The organism is Telluria sp. PB2R4 (genome assembly GCF_059685695.1).
Map to the genome: position 1 here is coordinate 336576 of NZ_JCASIC010000003.1, position 26193 is coordinate 362768.

The 26193-nt window shown below is 63.7% G+C and carries 20 protein-coding genes and 2 pseudogenes; 10 read left to right on the forward strand and 12 right to left on the reverse strand.

What is annotated here, in order from left to right:
- Positions 1–16 precede the first annotated feature (16 nt).
- On the reverse strand, positions 17–1237 hold the full coding sequence (locus AC56LU_RS07670) for an HD-GYP domain-containing protein (protein WP_497174995.1): 1221 nt from the start codon (positions 1235–1237) through the stop codon (positions 17–19).
- Positions 1238–1354: 117 nt separating this feature from the next.
- Here AC56LU_RS07670 and AC56LU_RS07675 point away from each other — a divergent pair, with 117 nt between their 5' ends.
- From AC56LU_RS07675 to icmF, 3 genes are all read left to right on the forward strand, one after another.
- On the forward strand, positions 1355–2290 hold the full coding sequence (locus AC56LU_RS07675; protein WP_497174996.1) for a LysR substrate-binding domain-containing protein: 936 nt from the start codon (positions 1355–1357) through the stop codon (positions 2288–2290).
- Between the two features lie 149 nt (positions 2291–2439).
- Entirely contained in the window at positions 2440–5997 is a 3558-nt protein-coding gene (locus tag AC56LU_RS07680) for an indolepyruvate ferredoxin oxidoreductase family protein (protein ID WP_497174997.1), read from the forward strand.
- Positions 5998–6116: 119 nt separating this feature from the next.
- Complete coding sequence (icmF, locus tag AC56LU_RS07685; RefSeq protein WP_497174998.1) at positions 6117–9416, forward strand: fused isobutyryl-CoA mutase/GTPase IcmF; 3300 nt, start codon at positions 6117–6119, stop codon at positions 9414–9416.
- Positions 9417–9452: 36 nt separating this feature from the next.
- Here icmF and AC56LU_RS07690 read toward each other — a convergent pair whose 3' ends face one another.
- Both AC56LU_RS07690 and AC56LU_RS07695 read right to left on the reverse strand, forming a co-directional pair.
- Entirely contained in the window at positions 9453–10541 is a 1089-nt protein-coding gene (locus AC56LU_RS07690) for a WD40/YVTN/BNR-like repeat-containing protein (RefSeq protein ID WP_497174999.1), read from the reverse strand.
- Positions 10542–10544: 3 nt separating this feature from the next.
- Complete coding sequence (locus AC56LU_RS07695) at positions 10545–10814, reverse strand: MoaD/ThiS family protein (protein WP_497175000.1); 270 nt, start codon at positions 10812–10814, stop codon at positions 10545–10547.
- Positions 10815–10945: 131 nt separating this feature from the next.
- Here AC56LU_RS07695 and AC56LU_RS07700 point away from each other — a divergent pair, with 131 nt between their 5' ends.
- Positions 10946–11251 (forward strand): hypothetical protein, encoded by a 306-nt coding sequence (locus AC56LU_RS07700; RefSeq protein ID WP_497175001.1) that lies wholly within the window; start codon positions 10946–10948, stop codon positions 11249–11251.
- Between the two features lie 3 nt (positions 11252–11254).
- On the opposite strand, the gene AC56LU_RS07705 is transcribed toward AC56LU_RS07700, so the two are convergent.
- From AC56LU_RS07705 to AC56LU_RS07715, 3 genes are read right to left on the reverse strand one after another with little or no spacing between them, the layout of a single operon-like run.
- On the reverse strand, positions 11255–11812 hold the full coding sequence (locus tag AC56LU_RS07705) for a GNAT family N-acetyltransferase (RefSeq protein ID WP_497175002.1): 558 nt from the start codon (positions 11810–11812) through the stop codon (positions 11255–11257).
- Position 11813: 1 nt separating this feature from the next.
- A complete protein-coding gene (locus AC56LU_RS07710; RefSeq protein ID WP_497175003.1) occupies positions 11814–12767 on the reverse strand; it encodes a GNAT family N-acetyltransferase in 954 nt (317 codons plus the stop codon).
- Complete coding sequence (locus AC56LU_RS07715) at positions 12764–13723, reverse strand: polysaccharide deacetylase family protein (protein WP_497175004.1); 960 nt, start codon at positions 13721–13723, stop codon at positions 12764–12766. The genes AC56LU_RS07710 and AC56LU_RS07715 overlap by 4 nt, the downstream gene beginning before the upstream one ends.
- A gap of 467 nt (positions 13724–14190) precedes the next feature.
- On the opposite strand from AC56LU_RS07715, the pseudogene AC56LU_RS07720 reads away from it, so the two are divergent.
- The 4 genes and pseudogenes from AC56LU_RS07720 to AC56LU_RS07735 all read left to right on the forward strand — a co-directional run.
- A pseudogene (locus tag AC56LU_RS07720) lies at positions 14191–15055 on the forward strand (nucleotide sugar dehydrogenase); the annotation flags it as partial.
- A 337-nt stretch (positions 15056–15392) separates the two neighbouring features.
- Complete coding sequence (locus AC56LU_RS07725; RefSeq protein ID WP_497175005.1) at positions 15393–15980, forward strand: ATP-binding protein; 588 nt, start codon at positions 15393–15395, stop codon at positions 15978–15980.
- Positions 15981–16049: 69 nt separating this feature from the next.
- Positions 16050–17148: pseudogene (locus AC56LU_RS07730) on the forward strand (sigma 54-interacting transcriptional regulator).
- Between the two features lie 176 nt (positions 17149–17324).
- Complete coding sequence (locus tag AC56LU_RS07735; protein WP_497175006.1) at positions 17325–18002, forward strand: discoidin domain-containing protein; 678 nt, start codon at positions 17325–17327, stop codon at positions 18000–18002.
- Positions 18003–18021: 19 nt separating this feature from the next.
- On the opposite strand, the gene AC56LU_RS07740 is transcribed toward AC56LU_RS07735, so the two are convergent.
- The 6 genes from AC56LU_RS07740 to AC56LU_RS07765 form a co-directional block, all read right to left on the reverse strand.
- Entirely contained in the window at positions 18022–18657 is a 636-nt protein-coding gene (locus tag AC56LU_RS07740; RefSeq protein WP_497175007.1) for a tetratricopeptide repeat protein, read from the reverse strand.
- 37 nt (positions 18658–18694) lie between these two features.
- Positions 18695–19573 (reverse strand): hydrolase 1, exosortase A system-associated, encoded by an 879-nt coding sequence (locus AC56LU_RS07745; protein ID WP_497175008.1) that lies wholly within the window; start codon positions 19571–19573, stop codon positions 18695–18697.
- Positions 19548–20405 (reverse strand): hydrolase 2, exosortase A system-associated, encoded by an 858-nt coding sequence (locus tag AC56LU_RS07750; protein ID WP_497175009.1) that lies wholly within the window; start codon positions 20403–20405, stop codon positions 19548–19550. The genes AC56LU_RS07745 and AC56LU_RS07750 overlap by 26 nt, the downstream gene beginning before the upstream one ends.
- 2 nt (positions 20406–20407) lie before the next feature.
- Positions 20408–20617, reverse strand: a complete 210-nt coding sequence (locus AC56LU_RS07755; protein ID WP_497175135.1) for an acyl carrier protein — start codon at positions 20615–20617, stop codon at positions 20408–20410.
- Between the two features lie 108 nt (positions 20618–20725).
- Entirely contained in the window at positions 20726–21748 is a 1023-nt protein-coding gene (locus AC56LU_RS07760; RefSeq protein ID WP_497175010.1) for a polysaccharide deacetylase family protein, read from the reverse strand.
- 12 nt (positions 21749–21760) lie between these two features.
- Positions 21761–23104: a putative O-glycosylation ligase, exosortase A system-associated gene (locus AC56LU_RS07765; protein ID WP_497175011.1), complete on the reverse strand. Its 1344-nt coding sequence runs from the start codon at positions 23102–23104 to the stop codon at positions 21761–21763.
- Positions 23105–23338: 234 nt separating this feature from the next.
- Between AC56LU_RS07765 and AC56LU_RS07770 the strand changes: the two genes are divergently transcribed.
- Entirely contained in the window at positions 23339–24928 is a 1590-nt protein-coding gene (locus tag AC56LU_RS07770; protein WP_497175012.1) for an acyl-CoA ligase (AMP-forming), exosortase A system-associated, read from the forward strand.
- Complete coding sequence (locus AC56LU_RS07775; protein WP_497175013.1) at positions 24925–26160, forward strand: pyridoxal-dependent decarboxylase, exosortase A system-associated; 1236 nt, start codon at positions 24925–24927, stop codon at positions 26158–26160. The genes AC56LU_RS07770 and AC56LU_RS07775 overlap by 4 nt, the downstream gene beginning before the upstream one ends.
- Positions 26161–26193 lie beyond the last annotated feature (33 nt).

Below are 26193 nucleotides of genomic sequence, written 5' to 3' on the forward strand. Positions count from 1 at the left end.
GCGCAGCGCCTGGACATCAGGCGATGTTCATGAACTGCAGCGGGTTGACGTTCCACTTCTCGGCCGACTCGTGGCGCAGGATCTTGTCGCCGCCGCCAAAGCCCAGCGCCTTGGACAGGTCGAGAGTCTGCGGCTTGATATAGCCCTGGCTCTTGGTACTGAAGAACACGTTGACCTTCGGCGTAAGCAGGCTGGTCTCGTGCGGCTCGATCACCACGCCGAGGCGGCCGGATTCCAGCAGCACCAGCGTGCCGACCGGGTAGATGCCGACGCAGCGCATGAACTCCTGGGCCAGGGTCGGGTTGAAGTGGAATTTGCTCCACTCGTAGATCTTGCGCAGCGCTTCGGCCGCCGGCATGCCCTTGTGGTAGCAGCGGTCCGAGGTGATGGCGTCGTAGACGTCGACGATCGCCGCCATCTGCGCCAGCTCGCTGATGCGGCCCTCGTCCTGCTTGTCCGGATAGCCGGTGCCGTCGCGCCGCTCATGGTGGTGCAGCGTGATGTCGAGCGGGATCGCGCCGATCTCCGGCGTCTTGACCAGGATGTCGTAGCCGTCGCGCGGATGGCGCTTGATGACGTCGAATTCCTCGTCGGTCAGGCGCCCCTGCTTGTTCAGGATAGCGTCCGGCACCAGCGCCTTGCCGGTGTCGTGCAGCAGGCCGCCCAGGCCGGCCTGGTAGATCGTGTCCTCGTCCATGTTGCGCGAACGGCAGAACGCGACCAGCAGCGCGCACACGCTGACCGAATGCAGGAAGGTGTAATCGTCCTTGTTCTTGATGCGCAGGAGGCCCAGCAGGGCGCCGGAATTACGCAGGATCGATTCGGTCACGCTTTCGACCACCGGCCCCACCTTGTCCAGCTCGACCGCCTTGCCAAGCCGGGCGTCGGCCATCACGGTGCGCACCAGGCCGGCGGCCTGCTTGCGGATCTGGGCGGCGCGCTGGAGCTCCTCGCCCAGCGACACCCGGGTGACGATCCGCGGTGTGGTGGCAATCGCGGTCACCTCCGCTTCGGTGGCGGCTTCGGCCTGCGCCAGGGTCGGCGCGTCGTTCACGTCCAGGCCCTTGCTGCAATCGATGACGACGCCGCGGATCTTGGCGTTGCGGATCTTGTAGATCTCGTCCTCGGTCGTCAGCACGAAACGGTTGCGTACGAACGGATGTTCCATCCAGCCGCAATCGAGGTCGTGGATGAACATCCCGATCTTCAGCTGTGACGCGTCCACCTTCTTCAACATGTCTCTTCTCTGCTCTGTAATAATATTGGCGCCATTTCGCGAACATGCAGTATAGCAAGATTGTTACCGAGAAATTACTGCATATCATCATTTGTTGCACCACAAACACAACCTCGAATGGAACTTCGCCAGCTCCGCTATTTCGTTGCCATCGTTGACCACGGTTCGCTGTCGCGCGCCGCGCTGGTCCTGCATGTGGCGCAGCCGGCATTGACGCAGCAGTTGCGCCAGCTCGAGGAAGAACTGGGGGCGCAGCTGGTGCACCGCTCGGCCCACGGGGTCGTCAGTACCGATGCGGGCAAGATCTTCTACGAGCATGCGCAGGCGATCCTCAAGCAGGTGGCCGATGCACGTTCGGCGGTGGTCCAGTCCACCACGCGGCCCTCGGGCAGCGTGTCGCTCGGCCTGCCGCACAGCATATCGGGTGCGCTGGCGTTGCCCTTGCTGAAGGAGAGCCGCGCCAGGTACCCGGAAATCACCTTGCAACTGACCGAAGAGATTTCGGGCAGCCTCACCGAGCAGCTGAAGTCGGGGCGCCTCAACCTGGCGGTGCTGTTCGACGAAGTCCCGGCCGGGCACTTCAACGCGACGCCACTTGTCGAGGAAGACCTGATGTTCATCTGCCGCGCCGGCTCTGCTTTTGCCCCGGGCACAGCACGCTTGAGCCTGCAGGAAGCGCTGGCGAGCACCCTGATCCTGCCGGCGCGCCAGCACGGCGTGCGGCCGCTGGTCGAACAGGTGGCGCACGGAGCCGGCCTGGCGCTCGGCCACATCCTCGAGATCAACTCGCTGGCCATCCTGCGTTCCGCCCTGCTGGCGGACCTGGGCGCCACCCTGCTTCCGGTCGCGCCCCTGCTGGCCGATATCGAGCGCGGCGCGATGGCCGCCTGGCCGGTGGGCGGCCCGGCCGTGACGCGCCATGTGACCCTGTGCGCTTCGCGGAACATCCCGCTCACGAATGCTTCCGCAGCGATCGCGAAGCTGGTACGCGAGGTCACCGAGGACCTGTGCGCGCGCGGCGCCTGGCCGGGTGCGCGGCTGAGCGCGCGTTGACCATATAACGGTCATCAGTTTTTCTTATACCCCTATCCGCATTCCCTATTGGCCCTGGCTGGCCTGAGTCCCTACACTCCAGCGCTTAAAAATGCGCCCCTGCCTACCCGGCGGCGGCGCAACAGCACGAACCACACAATGGAGACACCATGCCAGATACCGTCACGCCACAAGCGGCGACGCCGGACTATTCGTCCCGCCTGACCACCGTTACCCTCGACGACAAGTACACCGCCAGGACCGGCAACATCTTCCTGTCCGGGATCCAGGCCCTGGTGCGCCTGCCGATGATCCAGCGCGAGCGCGACGCCGCCGCCGGCCTGGACACCGCCGGCTTCGTGTCCGGCTACCGCGGTTCGCCGCTCGGCGGCCTCGACGAGACCCTGTGGAAGGCGAAACATCACCTGGAAGCGAACCACATCCAGTTCGTGCCCGGCGTGAACGAAGACCTGGCCGCCACCGCCGTCTGGGGCACCCAGACCGTCGACCTGATCGGACCCGCCAAGTACGACGGCGTGTTCGCCATGTGGTATGGCAAAGGCCCGGGCGTGGACCGCTGCGGCGACGTCTTCAAGCACATGAACCACGCCGGCACCGCGAAACATGGCGGCGTGCTGCTGGTGGCCGGCGACGATCACGGGGCGTACTCCTCGACCCTGCCGCACCAGTCCGACCATATCTTCTCGGCCTGCATGATCCCGGTGCTCTACCCCTGCAACGTGCAGGAATACCTGGACCTCGGCGTGCACGGCTGGGCCATGTCGCGCTTCTCGGGCTGCGCAGTCGCCTTCAAGGCGCTGGCCGACACGGTCGAATCGAGCGCCTCGGTCGACGCCAATCCCTTCCGCGTCGACGTCAAGCTGCCGCAGGACTTCGCGATGCCCGAAGGCGGGCTGAATACGAAGCTGTCGTCGGTGCCGCTGGGCCAGCAGGCGCGCGCCCAGGAAGCGCTGATGCAGGACTACAAGATCTACGCAGCGCTGGCCTACGCCCGCGAAAACAAGCTCAATCGCACCACCATCGACAGCCCGGACGCGAAACTCGGCATCATCGCTTCCGGCAAGTCCTATCTCGACGTGCTGGAAGCACTGGAAGAGCTGGGCATCGACGAAGCCATGGCCGCCAAAATCGGCCTGCGCCTGTACAAGGTCGCGATGATCTGGCCGCTGGAGCCGGAAGGCGTGCGCGAATTCGCCCAGGGCCTGGAGGAAATCCTGGTGGTCGAAGAGAAGCGCCAGGTGGTCGAGTACCAACTGAAGGAACAGCTGTACAACTGGCGCGATGACGTGCGCCCGCACATCGTCGGCAAGTTCGACGACAAGGGCGAGTGGGTCGCGCCGCGCGGCGACTGGCTGCTGCCGCCCAAGGCCGACTTCTCGGTGGCGCAAGTCGCGCGCGTAATTGCGGGCCGCATTGCGCGCCTGGTCAGCGACGAAGCGACGCGTGACCTGATCAAGGCGCGCCTGTCCTTCCTGGAAGCGAAGGACGCCGTGTTGCAGAAGGCGATCACCACGCCCTTCCGCCCGGCCTTTTATTGCTCGGGCTGCCCGCACAACAGCTCGACCAAGGTGCCGGAAGGCTCCTTCGCGCTGGCCGGCATCGGCTGCCACGTGATGGCGACCTCGATCTACCCGGAGATGAACAAGCTGACCACCCACATGGGCGGCGAAGGCGCGCCCTGGATCGGCCAGGCCGCGTTCTCGAAGGTGCCGCACGTGTTCCAGAACCTGGGCGACGGCACCTACTTCCACTCGGGCTACCTGGCGATCCGTGCCGCCGTGTCGGCCAAGGTCAACATCACCTACAAGATCCTGTACAACGACGCGGTCGCGATGACCGGCGGCCAGCCGGTCGACGGCACCACGTCCGTGCCGCACATCGCCCAGCAGATGGCGGCCGAGGGCGTGAAACGCATCGCGCTGGTGACCGAAGACCTGTCGCGCTACGCGGACCGCTCGAACCTGCCGGCAGTCGTCACCCTGCACGACCGCAAGCACATGGACGACATCCAGCGCGAACTGCGCGAACTGCCGGGCGTGACCGTCATCATCTACGACCAGACCTGCGCCGCCGAGAAGCGCCGCCGTCGTAAAAAGAATGAATTCCCCGACCCGAACCAGCGCATGGTGATCAATGAAGCCGTGTGCGAAGGCTGCGGCGACTGCGGCATCCAGTCGAACTGCGTCTCGATCCTGCCGAAGGAAACGGAATTCGGCCGCAAGCGCCAGATCGACCAGTCCTCGTGCAATAAAGACTACTCCTGCGCCAAGGGCTTCTGCCCGAGCTTCGTCACCGTCGAAGGCGGCACGCTCAAGAAGAGCAAGGCCGGCGTATCGAAGCAAGGCGCCGATGACGGTTGGGGCTCGCTGCCGGAACCGACGCTGCCGGGCATCGAGCATCCGTACAACATCCTGATCAACGGTATCGGCGGCACCGGCGTCATCACCGTCGGCGCGCTGATGGGCATGGCGGCCCACCTGGAAGGCAAAGGCGCGTCGGTGCTGGACATGACCGGCATGAGCCAGAAGAACGGCTCGGTGACCTCGCACGTGAAGATTGCAGCGACCCCGGACCGCCTGCGCGCGCAGCGCATCGCCACCGGAGAAGCGGACCTGATCCTGGGCTGCGACATCCTGACCACCGGCGCCGCCGACGCGGTCTCGAAAATGCGCCCGGGCCGCACCCTGGCCATCGTCAACCTGCACGAGCAGCCGACCGGCACTTTTGCGCAGCAACGCGACTGGGAATTCCCCTCGGGCGACGTGCGTGCGCTGATCCTGGAAGCGGTGGGCGGCGCGTCCGGCGTGGATTTCGTCGACGCCACCAGGCTGGCCACCGCGCTGATGGGCGACTCGATCGCCACCAACTTGTTCCTGATGGGTTACGCCTGGCAGAAGGGCCGAATCCCGCTGTCGGAAGCCGCGCTGCTGCGCGCGATCGAGCTCAATGGCGTGGCCGTCGCGTCCAACAAGATGAGCTTCCTGTGGGGCCGCCGCGCCGCGGTGGACTGCAAGCGCGTCGAGAAGCAGGCGACGCCGGGCCAGACCGTCGTGATCCAGATGCCGCAAAGCCTGGACAGCGTGATCAAGAAGCGTGTCGAGCACCTGACCGGCTACCAGGACGCCGCCTATGCGGAGGTCTACCGGAAGCTGGTGGAGCGCGTGCGCGAGATCGAGACCGCCAGGGGCCTGGGCAGCAAGCTGACAATGGCAGTGGCGAAGAACTACGCCAAGCTGATGGCCTACAAGGACGAATACGAAGTGGCGCGCCTGTACACCGATGGCCGCTTCGTCGAACAGCTCAAGAGCCAGTTCGAGGGCGACGTCAAGCTCAAGTTCAACCTGGCGCCACCGCTGTTCGCCAGGAAGGACGCCAAGGGCCAGATGGTCAAGGCGCAGTACGGCGCATGGATGTTCGGCGCCTTCAAGCTGCTGGCGAAGATGAAAGGCCTGCGCGGCGGCGCCTTCGACGTGTTCGGCCGCACCGCCGAGCGCAGGATGGAACGCGCCCTGATTGGCGAATACCGCGAGTTGGTGGAAGGCCTGATCGCCGGGCTGGACGCGGCCAACCATGCGGAGGCGGTCGAACTGGCCGCGCTGCCGGAACAGATCCGCGGCTTCGGCCACGTGAAGGAAAAGGCGGTGGCCGAATTCCGTGCGCGCAAGGCGGAACTGCTCTCCGGCAACATTAAGCGCCGCGCGGCGTAATTTGCCCGGGTGGGCCAAGGCCCACCCCGCTATACCTGTACCCAGCTTGACGTTAACGTTAACGTCATATACCGTACCGAGATACCTCTGTCCTCCCGAACTCCCAAGGACCATACCCAATGAACGACATCACCACCGCCGCGAAACTCGACCTGCCGGAGCAGCCGAAGCTGGCCAACAAGGTGCGCTTCGTCACCGCCGCATCCCTGTTCGACGGCCATGACGCCTCGATCAACATCATGCGCCGCATCCTGCAGTCGAACGGCGCCGAAGTGATCCACCTCGGCCACAACCGCTCGGTCGACGAAGTCGTCACTGCGGCACTCAGCGAAGACGTGCAAGGCATCGCCATCTCGAGCTACCAGGGCGGCCACGTCGAATATTTCAAGTACATGATCGACCTGCTGCGCCAGCGCGGCGGCGCCCACATCAAGGTGTTCGGCGGCGGCGGCGGCGTGATCGTCCCGAGCGAGATCGAAGAACTGCACGCCTATGGCGTCACCCGCATCTTCAGCCCGGAAGACGGCCAGCGCATGGGCCTGGTCGGCATGATCCGTTCGATGCTGGAGACCTGCGACGTCGACCTGTCGTCCTATGCGCCCACGACCATCGATGGCCTGCGCGCGGGCGACATCGCCGAGCGCCACCGCCCGCTGGCCCAGCTGATCACCGCGCTGGAAAACGGCAAGCTCGATGATGGCCTGCGCAAGCAGATCGTCGAAGCCGCCGATACCGTCAAGACCCCGGTCCTCGGCATCACCGGCACCGGCGGCGCAGGCAAGTCCTCGCTGACCGATGAACTGATCCGCCGCATTCGCCTCGACCAGGGCGACCGCCTCAACATCGCGGTCATCTCGATCGACCCGTCGCGCCGCAAGTCGGGCGGCGCCCTGCTGGGCGACCGCATCCGCATGAACGCGATCAACCCATGGAACAATCAGGGAGAAATGCGGGCGCGTGTGTTCATGCGCTCGCTCGCCACCCGCGATGCCGGTTCCGAGATCTCGCAGGCCCTGCCCGATGTCATTGCCGCCTGCAAGGTCACCGGCTTCGATCTCGTCATCGTCGAGACCTCGGGCATCGGACAGGGCGATGCGGCCATCGTGCCGCACGTCGACACCTCGATGTACGTGATGACCCCGGAATTCGGCGCCGCCTCGCAGCTCGAGAAGATCGACATGCTCGACTTCGCCGACTTCATCGCGATTAATAAATTCGACCGCAAGGGCGCCCAGGATGCACTGCGCGACGTCGCCAAGCAGTACCAGCGCAACCGCGAGATGTGGAGCCGCCAGCCTGACGAGATGCCGGTGTACGGCACCCAGGCGTCGCGCTTCAACGACGACGGCGTGACGGCCCTGTACCACGGTCTGCTGCCGAAGCTGGCGGAACTGGGGCTTCAGGTCGAGGCAAGCCGCCTGGCTGCGCCTTCGCAAAAATACTCGAGCGGCAAGAACGTGATCGTTCCGCCAGCCCGTGCCCGCTACCTGGCCGAAATCGCCGACACCGTGCGCGGCTACCACCGCAACGTGCGCAAACAGGTGAACCTCGCCCGCGAGCGCCAGCACTTGAGCGAAACCAGGCGCATGCTGGCTGCGGCCAATCGGGAAGCGGTGCTCGATGACCTGATTACCGAGCGCGAGAACGCCATGGAAGGCGGCGCGAAAAAGCTGCTGGCCATGTGGCCGGACATGCAGGCCGCCTACGCGGGAGACGACTATGTCGTGAAAATCCGCGACAAGGAAATCCGTACCCGCCTGGTCTCGAAGACCCTGTCGGGCAACCCGATCCGCAAGGTGGCACTGCCGAAATTCGAAGACCATGGCGAGGTGCTGCGCTTCCTGATGCTGGAAAACGTGCCCGGCTCCTTCCCCTACACGGCCGGCGTGTTCGCCTTCAAGCGCGAAGGCGAAGACCCGACCCGCATGTTCGCGGGCGAAGGCGACGCCTTCCGCACCAACCGCCGTTTCAAGCTGGTGTCGACCGGCATGGACGCCAAGCGCCTGTCGACCGCCTTCGACTCGGTGACCCTGTATGGCGCCGACCCGGCGCTGCGCCCGGACATCTACGGCAAGGTCGGCAACTCGGGCGTCTCGATCGCGACCCTGGACGACATGAAGGTGCTGTACGACGGTTTTGACCTGTGCAGCCCGTCGACTTCGGTGTCGATGACCATCAACGGCCCGGCCCCGACCATCCTGGCGATGTTCATGAACACCGCCATCGACCAGCAGATCGACAAGTTCGTGGCGGACAACGGCCGCCAGCCGACCGACGACGAAGCGGCCAAGATCAAGGACTGGGTCCTGATGAACGTGCGCGGCACCGTGCAGGCCGACATCCTGAAGGAAGACCAGGGCCAGAACACCTGCATCTTCAGCACCGAATTCTCGCTGAAGGTGATGGGCGACATCCAGGAATATTTCGTCCACCACCAGGTGCGCAATTTCTACTCGGTGTCGATCTCGGGCTACCACATCGCCGAAGCCGGCGCGAACCCGATCTCGCAGCTCGCCTTCACGCTGTCGAACGGCTTCACCTTCGTGGAAGCCTACCTGGCGCGCGGCATGCACATCGACGATTTCGCCCCCAACCTGTCCTTCTTCTTCTCGAACGGCATGGACCCGGAATACACGGTGCTGGGCCGCGTGGCGCGCCGCATCTGGGCCGTCGCCATGCGCGACAAGTACGGCGCCAACGAGCGTAGCCAGAAGCTGAAATACCACATCCAGACCTCGGGCCGCTCGCTGCACGCGCAGGAGATCGACTTCAACGACATCCGCACCACGCTGCAGGCGCTGATCGCGATCTACGACAACTGCAACTCGCTGCACACCAACGCCTACGACGAAGCAATCACCACGCCGACCGACGAATCCGTCCGCCGCGCACTGGCCATCCAGCTGATCATCAACCGCGAATGGGGCCTTGCGAAGAACGAGAACCCGAACCAGGGATCGTTCATCATCGACGAACTGACCGACCTGGTCGAAGAGCAGGTGATGCAGGAATTCGAGCGCATCGCCGAGCGTGGCGGTGTGCTGGGCGCGATGGAAACCGGCTACCAGCGCGGCAAGATCCAGGAAGAGTCGATGCTGTACGAGCACCAGAAGCACGACGGCACCCTGCCGATCATCGGCGTGAACACCTTCCGCAATCCGAACGCTCTAGGCGCCCCGGCGACGATCGAGCTGGCGCGGTCGACCGACGACGAAAAGCAATCGCAGCTGACACGCCTGGAAGCATTCCACGCACGCAATGCCTCCGCTGCCCCGGCCGCCCTGGCGGCGCTGCAGCAGGCGGCGATCGACAACGAGAACGTGTTCGCCCGGCTGATGGACGCGGTACGCGTCTGCTCGCTGGGGCAGATCACGACCGCGCTGTTCGAGGTTGGCGGGCAGTACCGCCGCAATATGTAAGCCCTCGGTGAGCTTCTAGCCGAAGGGTGAGCTTCGTTAACCGAAGCTCACCGCATACACCGGCGGCAGCGTGGTGGACAAAGTCCGCCAGCTGTCGCCGCCGTTCTCCGAGATCCACACGCCACCCGACGTCGACCCCATCAACAGGGTACGGCCGTCGCCGCTCACCGCCAGCCCGTGGCGGTAGACCACGTCGTAGCAGTGCTCCTGCGGCAGGCCATGGCGCAGCACCTCGAAGCTCTTGCCGCCGTCGCGGGTGCGCAGCACCGCCAGCGAGGCGCCCACCGGGATGCGGCGCTGGTCCGCCTCCAGTGGCACGAACCAGGCCGTGTCGGCATCAAGCGGATGGACCGCCACCGCAAAGCCGAAGCGCGACACCGGCGCCGTCGTGATCTCCTGCCAGCGCCGGCCGCCATCGAGCGAGCGCCACATGCCGTTGTGGTGCTGGCACCAGAGCACATCGGGCTGCCCTGGGCAGCGCACGATGCGGTGCGGGTCCTGGATTTCCTCGTTCTCGTTCATCTCGGGCGGCATGTAGTCGGCGCGCATGCCGGTCGAACTGACGGTCCAGCTGTCGCCGCCGTCCTCACTGCGCCAAGCGCCGCCGCAGGACACGCCCACGAGCACCTGATTGGCATCACGCGGATCGGTGCTGATGCTGTGAATGCCCGGCACGTCGTAGCCGCCGCCGAACCAGTTGGCGCGCTGCGGCACGTCCCACAGCGAGCGCACCAGTTGCCACGAGTCGCCGTGGTCGCGCGAGACGAACAGGCCGCCGGGCAGCGTGCCCGCCCACAGCAGGCCGGGCTGGCTGGCATGGCCCGCCTCCAGCGCCCAGATCATGCGGTTGTTCCAGTCGACCTTGTCCTCGCTCTCTTCCGGCTTGGGTGGGTAGCTCGGCGCCGGCAGTTCGGTCCAGGTTTCGACCCCAGGACGGCGGCGGTGCAGCTTGACTCCGAAGTGGCCCAGGTTCAGGGCCGCATACAGGGTGCCGTCGCGCGTATCAGGCAGTGCCATCGACACCGGCTCGCCAAGGAAATGGACCGGGCCGAAGTCCCAGCGGCCGTTTTCCTTGCGCAGTTCGAATAGGCCCTTGCGGGTCGACAGGTATGCACGCTCGTTCATGCTTCAGCCTCCGGAAAGTGCCTGCAGCACGTAGACCTGGCTGCCAGGCTGCAACGGGTCGTCCAGGCGCACCGTGTCGCGGCAGCGCCGGCCGTCGATAAAGATCGTCACGTTGGCGCGCAGCCGGCCCTGGTCGTCGAGCACGTAGCCGCGCAGCAGCGGATTGATGGCGAAGGCGTCGTCCAGCCCGGCACGCAGCACGCCCGCGGTGGTGTCGACTTGCGGCACGCTGGTGAAGCGCGACAATTGCTGGGTAAAGAACAGCCGGGCCATCGTCCACGCTCATCATTTCTACTGTGAAATGGCATTCTATGCCGGCATGGCCGGGGCCGCTACTAGCAATTCCGTGGTTCTGACGCCCGCCGCTGGCCTAGAATGGACTCCAGACGACCCTGGGAGTTCACATGCCTATCCAGCCCGACCAGCTTGCCGCCCTGATGGCGGAAGTCGAACAGGAAGATCCGATCGATTTTGCCGACCTTCCATTTCCCGAAGATGAACTGCGTGCGCTGGTGGCGACCCATCTGTGTGAAATGGCTGCGGCGATGGAGAACTTCAGTACCGAAGACCGGCTGATGACCTTGCTGGCTGTTTCGGCGAAACTGGTCCTTGAAAACTTGGTATTGCATGTCCAGTTGCTGCGCCGTCTGGGCACGCCGGTCAGCGACGATGTCGCCAGCCTTCTGGGCAGGCTGCGCGGGAAGGACTGACAGCTAACGCTTGAAGGTAAAGCGCAGGTTGCGCCGCATGCCCGCAGGCTGGACCTCGACTACGGTCGCCACGCTCTGCCATCCCGCACGCGTAAAGGCACGGATCGATGGCGTGTTCGAGTGCCAGATGCGGGCGTAGTTGCGGTCGAAGCCATGGGCCGCCATCGCCCTGCACGACTCGGCGATCAGCGTCGTGGCCACCTCGCGCCCGCGCATCTCCGGCAATGTCATGATGTGGACCAGTTTCGCCTGACCGGCTTGCAGTGGCCAGAAATTGCGTTCCAGGTAGCGGGTGCCGTGCCAGTAGAAGCATAGCCCCACGATGCGCGCGCCGTCGAAGCAGGCAAAGGCATTCGATCCCGCGCCCAGGTAGCCGGACTGCTCGGCAATTTCCGCGTCGCCGCTCGCGGCCAGGTCGGCCGGGCCAACCTCGCGCACCATCAGTGTCGCACTCCTGGCCGTGCGAGGCGCCACCGGCGCCGTGGTGGCGCAGGTGTAGATGCGGTAGAGCGAATAATCGCGGAACACTAGGCGCAGCAGCGCTTTCGCGAACTGCTTCACGTCAAGCTCCCGGCCGCAACTGGGCAAAGCGCAACACGCGCTTCAGGCGGGCCTTGAGCCCGTAGCGGGTCAACACATTGCCAATCCATGCCGACAGCCGGTCCATCGCGGCGTGCGCGTGCAGGATCGCGCCATTGCGCAGGCCGCGCCGGACGAAGTACACATTGGCGCAATGCCGCTGATGCGTGGAAAACAGGCGTTTGTGATCGGACGCTCCCTCGGTGAAATCGAAGTAGCGGAACTTACCCTCCGAAAATAGCTGTTCGACCGCCAGCCACTGCAGCACCATGCCGACCGACTTGTCCATGTAGTCCGGATCGTACCCGACATAAGAGTAGCTGAGCACGCCGTCGGTGACCGGGCAATACAGATACGAAACCGGCCGCTCGCCGTCAAACAGGATGTAGGCCCGCACGCGGTCTTCGCCGGCCCATTGTTCGGCCTCGGCGAAAAACTCCGGCGAGTCGGGCAGGCCGGAATCGAGCAAGCGTTCCTGGTAGGTCCGCTTCGACACTTGGCGCGCCAGCCGGAAGTACTCGCGCATGTCGACTGAATCCTTGTACATCCGCCACTGCAAGGTGCCGCCGCAATGATCGGTGAATTTCTTGATCTTGCGGTTGATGGTCGAGCGGGTTTTGGACGAGAACTTTTTCTGGTAGGCGTCGAAGGTCTGGCCAAGGTCGATGTGGCAATGCTGATACTGGCGTGGCACGTAGCGGAAATAGCCATCGACGCGCGCGAGTACCGGCAAAGCCCCCTCGACCGGCATGCCGCGGATAACGAAGCCCTGGCTGCCGCTGGCAAGCGGCTGTTCGGGGACGCGCGGCGACGCGACTGCGGCGGTATTGTCCGCCAGCTCGTCGTTGCGCATCTGCAGGGTGATCCCGATGCTGAACAGCGTCAGGTCGCTCAGCTGGAATGTAAAGGGGACGCGCTTGCACTGCCACTGACTCAAAGGAACCTCCGGACTACCTGTTCGGCAACACGATGGCCGGTGCGCCACATTGGCGACACCAGCAACGGCGGTTGGGCCACCGCCGCGGGCGGCGCCAGACCCGCAAAGCCGCACGTGCGGAACGAATCGCGATGCTTGTCGAGGAAAGCACAGAGTTTCTGGAAACGCTTGACGACGATCGCGTCGCGCCGGGTGCGCTGGTCGTTCAACAATTCAACACTGTGCGACAGGATGACAAAGGTCGAGCGCCCCTTTTCCAGCGCCTGCCACAGCAAGCTTTCCATTTCGCCGGACGAGCATGCGGTCAGCTGGGCATGGCGCTGTTTGCCCGTGCCCTCGTGGTACACGGTCATGGGGTATTCCCACACGCCGGCGCACTCGAAAGGCTCAGTGGCAACCTGGCCGGGCAACACCCCACTGTCGGGTCCGAACATGGTGGCGTTATAGCTGCTGTCAAACGCGATGCCGTTGGCCGCCAGCGCATCCATGGTGTCGCGATTGAAGCCGAAGCTGCCCGCGCGGAAGGCATTGGGCCGCGGGCCGCCAGTCGCGGCGATCATGTCGACACCTGCTTTGATGAGCGTGGTCTGCTCGTCCAGCGCAAACTCGCGCAGGTGCTGCCGCTTGCGCTGTAGGCCTGGCAGCAAGGACGTGCGCGCCTCATCGACCCACTCGGTGTGCAGGTGCAATTGAACTTCATGTCCCGCGTCACGCACCATGCCGGTGATATCGGCCAGCGCTTGCTGGCCAAAACGGGTCGCGAACAGCGGTTCGACAAAGAACACGCCCGGGAGTCCATGATCGCGCAGCAAGGCAAGCTGGTAGGGCAGGCCATACGCGCCCTCAGGGGTGTTTCCCACGATGTAGCGCTGGTAGGCCAATGAAAATTTCTCGTCAATGTCTTGCCAGCCGTCGCACCAGAGCTCCACATCAACCGTGAAAAAAACGTTCAGCATCCGGACACGGCTCGCCTGACCAGGTCGGTGTCATCGAAAGCCCCGAATGCAAAATGTCGTTGGGAAAGATTTTTCATTGGCCAATATTACTAGACAAAATGTTCACGAACAAGCCGAATTCAGTAGCGGCTGTGGGCAACGCGCCACGCTCCCGCGCACGATTGAGCCAAAAAAATAATTCAAACGTGGAGATTAATAATATAACAACCCTGTTACATCGCGCATGTGGCTGAGCCCGCCTCACCACCGCTAATTCATTGCAACACGTACTGTGTTGTACCGCGCATACGACACGCTTGTTTAACAGAGTCAACAGTATTTGTTAAGGCAGATAGTATAGTGTTGCTGAGATAAAAATATTATTTCTCTTGGTGCAGAAATTCACGGTTTGGTGTTTGAACGCCAATGCTTGTGGTAAAGTTGTAATTTCATTATTGTCAAAATTTTATCTTGTAACGGAAACAATTATACAAGCTGATGACGTCATCGCAGTCGTTGGACTGGACTACGTGGGTCTGCCTTTGGCAGTTGAGTTGTGGCAAGAAAAGCTCCACTATCGGCTTCGACCTGTCCGAATCCAAGATCGAGAGCTATCGCAAGCATATCGACCCGACTGGCGAACTGGATACAGAGCACCTGAAGGTTGCCCGCCACCTGACGGTCAGCACCGATCCGTCGGTGCTGAAAACGCGACCTACATCGTCGTGGCCGTGCCGACCCCGGTCGACATCGCCCATAACCCGGACTTCACGCCGCTCGCCGGCGCCAGCAAGACCGTCGGCCAGAACATGGGAAGGGCGCGATCGTCATCTTCGAGTCCACCGTGTATCCAGGCGCCACCGAAGAAGTCTGTATTCCTATCCTGGAGAGCATTCCGGCCTGAAATGGAAGGTCGACTTCCACGTCGGCTTCTTGCCCGAACGGATCAACCCGGGCCACGAGGAACACACCCTGACGACGATTTTGGAATTGGTCTCTGGCGCCGACGCCGAGACCCTCGACAAGATCGCCAAGCTGTATGAGTCGGTGATCACCGCCGGCGTCTACCGCGCTTCGAGCATCAAGGTCGCCGAAGCGGCCAAGGTCATCGAAAACACCCAGTGCGACCTGAACATTGCGCTGATGAACGAACTGGCAATCATCTTCGAAAAGATCGGCATCGACACGCTGGAAGTCCTGAAGGCGGCCGGCACCAAGTGGAGCTTCCTGCCGTTCCGCCCTGGCCTGGCGGGCGACCACTGCATCGGCGTCGATCCTTACTACCTGACGCACAAGGCCGAAATGGTCGGCTACCACCCGCAGGTGATCCTGGTCGGTCGCCGCATCAACGACGACGAGTACGACGAGGAGCCCGAGAAGTACAATGATGTGGCGCTGCCGGACTGGCTGCGCGCTTTCCCGCGCGTCTGGCTGGTGGTGCCCTTGATCTTGCAGGGCAAGCTGTTCGGCTTCGTCGTGCTGCAGCAACCGCGCGGCAAGATCAAGCTGAATTGGGAAGTAATCGACCTGCTCAAAATCGCCGGCAGCCAGGCAGCCAGCTATTTGGCCCAACAGGATGGGGCGAATGCCCTGATGGTGGCGCGCCAGTTCGAGTCGTTCAACCGGATGTCGACCTTCGTGGTGCACGATTTGAAGAACCTGGTGTTGCAACTGTCGCTGCTGACGTCGAATGCGGAAAAAGCATAAGGACAATCCGGAGTTCCAGCGCGACATGCTCGAGACGCTCGACTTCTCGGTGCAGAAAATGCGCCTGCTGCTGCAGCGCCTCAGCCGCAGCGCGGCGCCGGAGCACCCGTCGCCGCTGCACCTCGACCAGGTGCTGCGCCAGGCAGTCGCCGGCAAGGCGGCGTTCGAACCGCGTCCACAGATCGACATCAAGGATGCCGGGCTGAAGGTAGTGGCCGACCGCGAATGCCTCGAGCGCGTGATCGGGCACCTGGTCCAGAACGCGCTCGAAGCGACGGCCCGCGACGGCTTTGTTGCGATCAAGGTCAACCGGGTCGGCGACGCCGCTCAGGTCCTGATCAGCGACAGCGGCTCGGGCATGAGCGCAGAATTCATCCGCGACCGGCTGTTCCAGCCGTTCGAGTCGACCAAGTCGGCAGGCATGGGCATCGGGGTGTTCGAAAGCCGCGAATATATTTCCGAACTGGGCGGCAAGCTTGACGTCACGAGCAGCCGGCCGGGCGGAACCACTTTCACGATATTGTTGCCGCTATACCGCGTCGAAGCGGCCAGCATCGATATCGCCGCGTAGTGCAAGAGGATTGTTGTGACCCAAACCAAGCAGAAACTATTGATTATCGAAGACGACCCGGGCCTGCAAATGCAACTGCGCTGGAGCTTCGATTCGTATGACGTGATCGTCGCCGGCGACCGCGAGAGCGCACTGGCGCAGATCCGCTGCCACGAACCGCCGGTGGTGACGATGGACCTCGGCCTGCCGCCCGACCCGGACGGCGCCACCGAAGGGCTGGCCACACTGCAGCAGATCCTGGCGCTGGCGCCGGACACCCGCGTCATCGTCCTGACCGGCAGCCAGGACCGGGTCAACGCGGTCAAGGCGATCGCCATGGGCGCCTACGATTTCCAGCAGAAGCCGTGCGATCCCGAAACGCTCGGCATGGTGCTGCAACGGGCCGCGCGCAGCCAACCGCTTCATGGCGATCAACTGCGCGGCAATTCCGGGAAACCTGCTCGAGAGCGAGCTGTTCGGCTATGAAAAAGGCGCCTTCACCGGCGCCGCCAAGCAGACCAAGGGCAGGTCGAACTGGCCCACAAAGGCACTTTCTTCCTCGACGAGGTCGGCGACTTGCCGATGTCGCTGCAGGCCAAGCTGCTGCGCTTCCTGCAGGAGCGCGTGATCGAGCGGGTCGGCGGCCATGAGGAAATCCCGGTCGACGTGCGTATCGTCTGCGCGACCCACCAGAACCTCAAGCAGCTGACAACGACCGGACGCTTCCGCGAGGACTTGTATTACCGCCTGTCCGAGATCGTGGTGACCATCCCGCCGCTGCGTGCGCGCACCGGCGACGCGGCCCTGCTGGCCCACCACTTCAAGAACAAATTCAGCGCCGCCGAATCGCGCGGCAAGGTGCACTTCAGCCCCGACGCGCTGGCGGTGATTGAGGCCCATCCGTGGCCGGGCAACGTGAGGGAAAATGGAAAACTGCATCAAGCGCGCGATCATCATGGCCGACGGTCCCCAGATCACCGTCGAGGATCTCGAACTGGGCGATACCGACCAGGTCGAGCAGCCGATCAACCTGCGCTAGGTGCGCGAGGAAGCGGAATATGGGGCCTTGCTCAAGGCCCTGGCCCGCTCGGACGGCAACATCCTGCGAGCCGCCGAAATGCTCGGCGTCAGCCGTCCCACCTTGTACGACCTGACGGCCCGCCATTCGCTCAATCCAGTGGAGAGCTAAGCGATAGGGCTTGGCGTCGGGCGATTGTCGGTGTTCTTTACAGGACAGTCACTGCGAGCCGCAGTGACGACCGCCGCGCGTGAGTGCGCGCCCGTAAAGCTGAGCAGCGAACAGCGTTGGCCCATTTCTTGCATCGCTCTTCAAGTCGTCTAAATCACACTAAAAGGAGAAGAAAAATGCTAAAGCATGTCTTGGTTGCAATCCTGGCAGTCGCAATCAGCACGGGGGCGAGCGCTGGCACCATCATTACGGCCACCAGTGCGGTTGTCAACGCTGGCGGGCCGGGCATCACGCCGATCGAGAACAGCTTTAACCAATCGGGGCTACTGACCCCATACATTCCCGGGGTGACCGATTTCGCCACCTACATCGCGTCCGATCCCCAGCACTCACCTGAATTCACCGGAGAATGGATCAGCGAGACCGGTTTCTCGTCGGCCGTCGTGACCTATGACCTCGGTGCAGCGTTCACCATCCAGGCCTTGGCCTTGTGGAACGAGGACGACTCGGGCATCGGCCAGCTGGATTTGTTCGGTTCGCTCAACGGCACGGATTTCACCTTGATCGCGGCCGGACTGCTGCCTACCAACAATCCGTTGAACGAGACGTATGGTCCCGACGTCTTCAGCTTCGGTCCGACCAGCTTGAGGTATATCCGCTTCGAAATGTCGAGCTGTCCGCAGCCCGACGGGGAAGATTTTGTCGAATGCGCGATCGGCGAAGTGGCGTTCGATCGCGTGGGCAACGGCAATGGCGACCCGGACGGCGAGGTGCCAGAACCCGGCTCCGTGGCCCTGCTGGGCCTGGGCGCGGCCGGATTGATATTTATCCGGCGCAGCAAATTGCGGCGCTGAGCCGTGTCGGAACGGGCGCTTATTCGGCGCCCTGCGTCCACTGGCCGACCGCCGCCAGTTTGTTCTTCAAGCCCGGCAGCGGGAAGCCCAGGTCGTAGGCCAGTTTGGCGTGGCGGCGCGCGTTGGCGTAGTCCTTTTTCTTGAAATAGGCCAATCCGGTGTTGTAACTGATCGTCGGGTCGGCCGGCATCATCTCGCTTGCGGTCTTGAACATGTTCAGGGCCTCATCGGTACGCCCCAGCGCAAACAGGTAGTTGCCGTAGACTGCCTTTACGATCGCGTCGTCCGGAGCAAACCGAATCGCACGGTCAAAGTAGCATTCCACCGGATATTTTGCCGTCTTCAGATGCAAACTCTTGTCGCGCAGGCCGACCTTGGCCAACGTCGCGAGCGCGCGGGCATGGTTGGGAAATGCATGCAGCGTGTAATCAAGGTCGCCGCCAATCTCAGTGGTTTTCCCTCTTAAGCCCGCTTCCACCTCCGGGGTAAAGTGTGCGTTCTCCACCAGCATCAGTCTGGCGTTGCTCTCAGTGCGGTAATCGTAAGGACCATAGTGGGTCGTCAGATCGCCGCAATACTGGATGCGTTTTTGCGCGTAGGCGGCGCCGGACAGCAGCAATAGCGCAGCGGCCAGCGGGTAGACAATCTTTTTCATCATAACTCCCTTTGTCGAGCAGACATGCCGTCCATGTTTACCACGATACCACCCATTCGGCGGTCCACCGGCCGACCTGGTCTTTCCAGGTACGGCGTGAAAACGTGTGATCCGCGTCCGCCAATCTCAGCTGCTGCACGCTCGGCGAACCGACCAGCTTGCGCCAGCGCGGCGTTCCCTGGGCCAGGCCGAGGAATTCCTGCGCCGTCAGGTCGGGCTCGCTGAAGATCATCAGCACCTTTCCCTTGAATGCGGACAGTCCAGCATACATGCGTTCGGGCAGTGGCAGCGCTGCTGGCTTGCCCGCCGGCTCGCCTTGCGCGGCCTGGCTGGGCGCTTGCGGCACGCCAGCGCCGCGCGCGGAACGCAGGATCCGGCCAAGCGACGCGAACGCCGCCCGGTAGTTGAACTGCCCGCCCGCAATCTTCTTCCACAGCGCCGGATCGAGCAGGCGCGCGCGGTAATAGTGCTTGAGCGTGGCCTTGGCCAGCCCGTCCGCGGTGCGTGCCCACGGATTGAGCAGCACCAGCCCGGTCACGCGCGCATCGAGCGACGCGTAGAACATGGCCGCTGAGGCGCCGTCGCACAGGCCCCAGATCACCACCTCACGCAGGTCCGGCACCGCCTGGCAAAACGCATCGATGGCGGCGCGCAGGTCCTCGTCGACCGCTTCAAAATTGCGCGCCTCGCCTTCGCTATCGCCCATGCCGCGGTAATCAAAGCGCATCGCGGCAGTGCCGTCGGTCGCCAGCATGCGCGCCAGCTCAGTGAACTGGCGATGGCTGCCGACGCGGTATTGTGGTCCGCCGACCACCACCAGTACGCCGCGCGGGCGCGGCCGTTCTGGCACACTCAGGATGCCGAACAGGCCGTCTCCCCCGCAACTGAAACTAAGCGCTTTTTCTTGGTAATTCATCGGTTCGTATCCAGTTGAGGGCGGACGTGGCGGCCACCAGCGCTGCCGCCTCGTCGATTTCCTGGCTGCTCCAGAACGGCGCGCACGCCACCTGGTGCACCTGCACGTCGGTACCGGCCGCGCGCCAGGCCGCGACCTGGCGCGCGACCGCCGGCGTCAACGGCCGCTCGCTTGAGACGGCGCAGTCGAACCAGTCGACCGGGCAGGACGGCGCCGCGAGACGCGCCATGTCGGCACCGTCGATGCCGGCGCCCAGTTCCGGCGCCAGCTCGTAGCCGGCCACTTCCATCATTTCGCCGCCAAGCAAGGCTTCGCGCAGCGCGCCATTGGCACGCCCGGCGCTGCCTTCGATCATCGTCCTCGCGCTCAGCAGGCGCAGGAACTGGGTCAGGTACTGGCTGCCGCTCTGGACCGGCTGCCACAGGACCATGCGCGCGACCGGATGGCTGGCCGTTTGCGCGTAGTCGAGCGCCAGAAGCGCGCCCAGGCGCAAGCCCCACAGGGTAACCGGCTGGCCGGTACGCTGTGCCAACCACGCGCAGGCGATGTCCAGGTCGGCCTTCCACAGCGCCCAGCGGGCGTCGCGGAAGTCGCCGCTGCTGTCGCCGCAGCCATGCAGGTCGACCTGCAGCACGGCGAAGCCGGCGTCGGCCAGCGCGCGCGCCTGCAGCGCCGCCGCGCGGCGCGACTTGTTCATTTCTTCGCCGAACGGGTGGACATACAGGATGGCGCCGCGGCAGCGCTCCCATGCCGCCGGATGGAACAGGCTAAAGCGCTGTCCCGGCGCGGCCGGCAGAAAGTGGGGCTGGGCACGCAGGTGCGCGGGACGCATGATCAGGCCAGTTTTTGCTCGACGAACGCGTTCAGGCTACCGAGGGTCTCGAATGTGGATGCGCTAATCTCGTCGTCATCAATGCTGAAGCCGAAATGCTCTTCGAGCGCGGCCAGCAGATTGACCACGGCCATGGAGTCCAGCTCAGGAATGCTGCCGAGCAGGGCGGACTCGGCCGTCAGGTGCTGGGCGGATTCTCCCAGGCTGAGCACGTCGATCAAGATAGTCTTAACGTCGTTCAAATACATAGCGATTGCACATTTCGAAAGATAATAAAGTGACATGGTAGCATGTCGTCCGGCTACACCGGACCGCACACGCTAAGCTGTGTCGCCGTCGCGACGCGCGTTCTGGATCATACGCAGCAGGAATGCCATTGGGTGGCGGTCCCATGGCGTAAAGCGTGGTAACTGGAACGTATCGCTGGCCAGGCGGGCACTGCCCCATGAGGTGGAAACGGCGGCCTCGAATCCGATTTCGCGCGCCATTGCCGCATGCTCGGCCAAGTAGTCCTGGCCCGGCTTACCGTTCGGATAGGCGAACAGCCGCACTGGCGCCCCGATGATCGCTTCCAGTGCATGTTTGCCGTCGGCCATTTCACGTCTGGCGCCGACCGCATCCATACGCGCAAGGATCGGATGGTTGACGGTATGCCCGCCGATTTCCATGCCGGCCGCGCGCAGGCCGCGCACCTGCTCCGAGCGCATCATCAGGTTCTCCGGCAGGGGCGCCAACACATGCTCGCCAATGGCGGCGACGGCATCGAGCCGTTCGTCCAGCGGCAGGTATTTCAGGCTGCCCAGCAGCGCGCCAATCGCCGCCTGGCGGTCGGCCAGGGTATGAAGGGCGAAGCGCCCATGGCCCAGCGTACTGAGGTTGAACTCGGCAGGCGCAGCCCGCACCAGCTCGATGACGGTATCGTTCCACATCCGGCCGCCATCGAGAAAGCCGGTAGCGACAAAAAAGGTCGCCGACATGCCGTGCTTTTGCAGGATGGGCAGCGCCACTTCGGCATTGTCGGCATAGCCGTCGTCGAAGGTGATGCAAGCCGCGCGGGGCGGCAACCTGCCCTCGCGCATGGCGCGTACGCCCTCGCCCAGCGAAATCACGTTGAAGCAGTGGCCGAGCAAGGCAAGCAGCGCATCGAAGCGGCGCGCGTCGACCTCGTAAGGCATGAGGGGATCGGGCTCGGCCAGCACGCGGTGGAAGATCAGAATCGACAGGCGGTTGGCGCCGTTGCCGACAAAACCCATGCGCGCAAGCGCACCATAGCCCAGCGAGGCAAACCCGGCGCCGGGCGCCCCGCCCTGCCCGTGGGCGGCGCGAATAATATTATGCGACATGCGAACTCCTTGTTATGCGACATGCGAACTCCTTGCGCGGCTCGCGGCCCCAACGGGTACGGTGTGCTGGCCGGCGCGCGCACCCCGCTCAGCCGGGGCCGGGCTGTTCTCCAGGGCCTTGCTGGCCAATGCTTTTTCGACCAGCACCGCGGTCGATACCACAATCGCGATCAGGTAATACGGTACATCGTAATACAGCAGGCTGAGGAAGGCGCCTCCGACGGCGAAGCCGACCATGCTGACCTGGATCATGCGCGCCAGGTTGGCCGCCCACTTGAGCTCGTCCATACCCTTGGTGGCCTTCAGGATCCAGGCGGCCTTGCGCCAGGTCAGCACCGCCAGCAGCAGGTACAGGCCGAGTCCGACGAAGCCATGCTCGCCAAGCGCTTGGAAATAAATACTGTGGGCGGCGTGCACGTCTTCCGGCACGGGCGCGTAAAGTGCAAACACGGTGCGGTCATAAATTTCGAAACCGCCGCCGAAGAAGCGGTCGCAGGCCAGGTTATACGCCATCTCCCACGCATTCAGGCGCCCCATCGCCGAGGCATCCTGCTCGTAGGTCTGGATGGTGTCCATCCGCGAGAACCATTGTTCTGGCATGAACAGAAATGCCACCGGTATCAGCATCGCTAGAACGGTACCGGTAAGCATCTTTCTGGGGCTCTTCAGCCAAAGGAAAAACACCATGGCGGCGATGCCGACCAGCGCGCCGCGCGAGTACGAGCCAAGGGCGGCGAAGGCACACAGTATAATCGCGGCGGCCATGCCCCAGCGGACGAAGCTTTTTTCAGCGCTAAGGAACAGGTAGTACATGATCGGAATGATGGTGATGAAGGCCAGGGCCACTTCGTTGTTGCCCTCAATATAGCTGCCCGGCGGACCCCAAACGATGTCATTGCCGCCACTGGTGAGCGTAAACAGCCCCCCTTTTGTGCCGAAGTAGCCCAGTGACAACACCAATGCCCACACCAGCCAGTTAATATGTTCCTTGGTCTTAATGAGCATCATGGTCACGGCAGTCATCAGCAGGATCTTGCTGACTTTTTCCAGCATGACGAGCGACGGTTCCGGCCATATCGCAAACAGGGTCGTGATGCCCATCCACGCCATGAATGCCCCGAGCGTCCAGACAATCGGGGTGGAAGGCAGTTTTTTCGGGTCTCGGGTGATGAGAAGCGCCAACAGCGTCGTGCCGGCGATAATCGCGGCAAACGGGAAATCGTAGGCGAAACCCCAGCCGAGACGGTGCGGGTTCATGACGCTGACCCACACCCACATAAGGACGCCGATGTACGGGCGCTTCAGGATAAAAGGAAGCGAGCTGAAAACGATCAGCGTGATGATGATGTCGCGCATGGAGATCCTGAAGGACGCAGTGGTACTGGACTGCAAATTGCATTGTGTACTGAAGGGAATTCGATTAGCAACACGTATTTGCCTATTGTAATGCCCAAGTGTTAAGATTCGATAGTGAAATTTACAAGAATGCAAGGTGTCGATACGTTAATTTGACACAAATTAATCGCTGCGTTCGCGCGTGTGCTGGGACCTTCTGGCACAGCTTGACACGGCATCACATGGCAGAAATTAATGAGCGAATTGATACAGGACTTTATCTTTGAGTCGGCGCGCCGCAGCCCGACAGCCGAAGCGCTTGTCTATGGTACAAGCCGTCTCGATTACGCCAGGCTCGCGGACATGGTGCTGCAGGTGGCCGGCGCCCTTGGCGAACTCGGCCTGGCACGCGGTGAACGGCTGGCGGTCTACCTGGAAAAGAACGTCGAAAACGTCGCCGCCATGTTCGGCGCGGCGACCGCTGGCGGCGTGTTTGTCCCGGTCAACCCCCTGCTCAAACCCGAACAGGTCAGCTATATCCTGGTCGACTGCAACGTCCGCGTCCTGGTCACCTCGGGCGACCGCCTGCGCCAGCTCGGCCCGGCGCTGGCCGCCTGCCCGGACCTGCACACGGTGATTGTGACAGGAAACAACGCGGCATTGCCTGACCTTGGCCGCCTGCGCGTGATCGGCTGGGAGGCGGCGATGCAAGCCGGCGCCGGCGATACCGCCGCGGCCCAGTGCTGCATCGACGCCGACATGGCCGCGATCTTGTATACATCAGGCAGCACCGGCAAGCCAAAAGGCGTTGTGTTGTCTCACCGTAACATGGTCGCCGGCGCGATCAGCGTCTCGACCTACCTTGAAAACACCCCGGCCGACCGCCTGCTGGCGGTGCTCCCGCTGAGCTTCGACTACGGCCTGAGCCAGCTGACGACCGCGTTCCGCGTGGGCGCGACCGCGGTCCTGATCAACCACCTGCTGGCGCGCGACATCCTCAACGCCGTGGTGGCCGAACGCATCACCGGCCTGGCCGCGGTGCCGCCGCTGTGGATCCAGGTCGCCGGCCTGCCGTGGCCGGCCGACTGCACCTTGCGCTACCTGACCAATTCCGGCGGCGCCATGCAGCGCCCCACCCTGGACGCGCTGCGCCGCGCGCTGCCGAACGCCAAACCGTTCCTGATGTACGGCCTGACCGAGGCGTTCCGCTCGACCTACCTGCCGCCGTCCGAGCTGGAGCGCCGTCCTGATTCGATGGGCAAGGCGATCCCGAATGCCGAAGTGATGGTGCTGCGCCCGGACGGCAGCGAATGCGAACCGGGCGAACCGGGCGAGCTGGTCCACCGCGGCGCGCTGGTCTCGCTGGGCTACTGGAATGACGCCGCCAAGACCGCCGAGCGCTTCAAGCCGCACGTGTCGGTCCACCGCGGCCTGATGCTGACTGAAATGGCGGTCTGGTCGGGCGACACCGTGCGCAAGGATGAGGAAGGCTTCCTGTACTTCATCAGCCGCAACGACGAGATGATCAAGACCTCGGGCTACCGGGTCAGCCCGTCCGAGGTCGAAGAAGTCATCTACGCCCGCGACGGCGTGGCCGAAGCGGCCGCGATCGGCCTGAAACACCCGACGCTGGGCCAGGCCATCGTGGTCGTCGCCTGCGCCGCCGAGGGGTCGGCGCTGGATGCGGCCGGCCTGATGGCCGCCTGCAAACCGCACCTGCCAGCCTATATGCTGCCCGCAAAAATCATCATCTCCGAGGCCAGCTTGCCGCGCAATCCGAACGGCAAGATCGACCGCAAGCTGCTCAGCACGCAGATGGAAAACCTGTTCATGGAGTCAGAATGAGCGCACCGCGCCCGAAACACGCAGCCCTTGAGCAGTTCGAGGTCATCGACGATTGCCTGCAGGTCGGCGGCATGCCGCTGACCCGGCTGGCCGAACGGGTCGGGCGCACGCCCTTCTACGCCTACGACCGCAGCAAATTGAGCGAGCGCGTGGCGCTGCTGCGCCAGCACCTGCCGGAAGAAATCCACCTGCATTACGCGATGAAGGCGAACCCGATGCCGGCGGTGGTGCAGCACATGGCCACCCTGGTCGATGGCATCGACATCGCCTCCGGCGGCGAACAGCGCGTCGCGCTGGACACCCCGATGGACCCGGCCCTGATCAGCTTTGCCGGCCCCGGCAAGAGCGACAGCGACCTGAGCTGCGCGATCGCGGCCGGCGTGGTGCTCAACATGGAATCGGAAGGCGAAATGGAGCGCATCGCCGTGGCTGCCATGCGCCTCGGCATCCGTCCGAAAGTGGCGATTCGCGTCAACCCCGACTTCGAGCTGAAATCGTCCGGCATGAAGATGGGCGGTGGTCCCAAGCAGTTTGGCGTCGACGCCGAGCGCGTGCCCGAGATGCTGGCGCGCGCGGCCGCGCTCGACCTGGACTTCCGCGGCTTCCACATCTACAGCGGCTCGCAGAACCTGAAGGCCGAATCGATCCAGGAAGCGCATGAAAAAACCTTTGCGCTGGCGATCCGCCTGGCGCAGCACTGGGACGGTCCGCTCCACCAGCTCAATATCGGCGGCGGTTTCGGCATTCCCTACTTCCCTGGCGAAGGCAGGCTCGACCTGGAAGCGGTCGGCGCCAACCTGAAACGCATCCTGCCGGGCGTGCGCGAGCACCTGCCCGATACCGAAATCCACCTCGAACTGGGACGCTACCTGGTGGCCGAAGCAGGCGTCTACGTCAGCCGCGTCATCGAACGCAAGGTCTCGCGCGGCCAGGTCTTTGTCGTGACCGACGGCGGCCTGCACCACCACCTGGCGGCCTCGGGCAATTTCGGCCAGGTGATCCGCAAGAATTACCCGGTGGCGATCGGCAACCGCGTCCATGGCGGCGAGCGCGAAACGGCCTCCGTGGTGGGCCCGCTGTGCACGCCGCTCGACCTGCTGGCCGACCAGATGGAACTGGCCAAAGCCGAACCGGGCGACCTGGTGGTGGTATTCCAGTCCGGCGCCTACGGCCTGACGGCCAGCCCGCTGGCGTTCCTGAGCCACCCGGCGCCGGTCGAAGTCGTCGTCTGAACACATATAGCAAATACGCGAGGAAAGTCATGA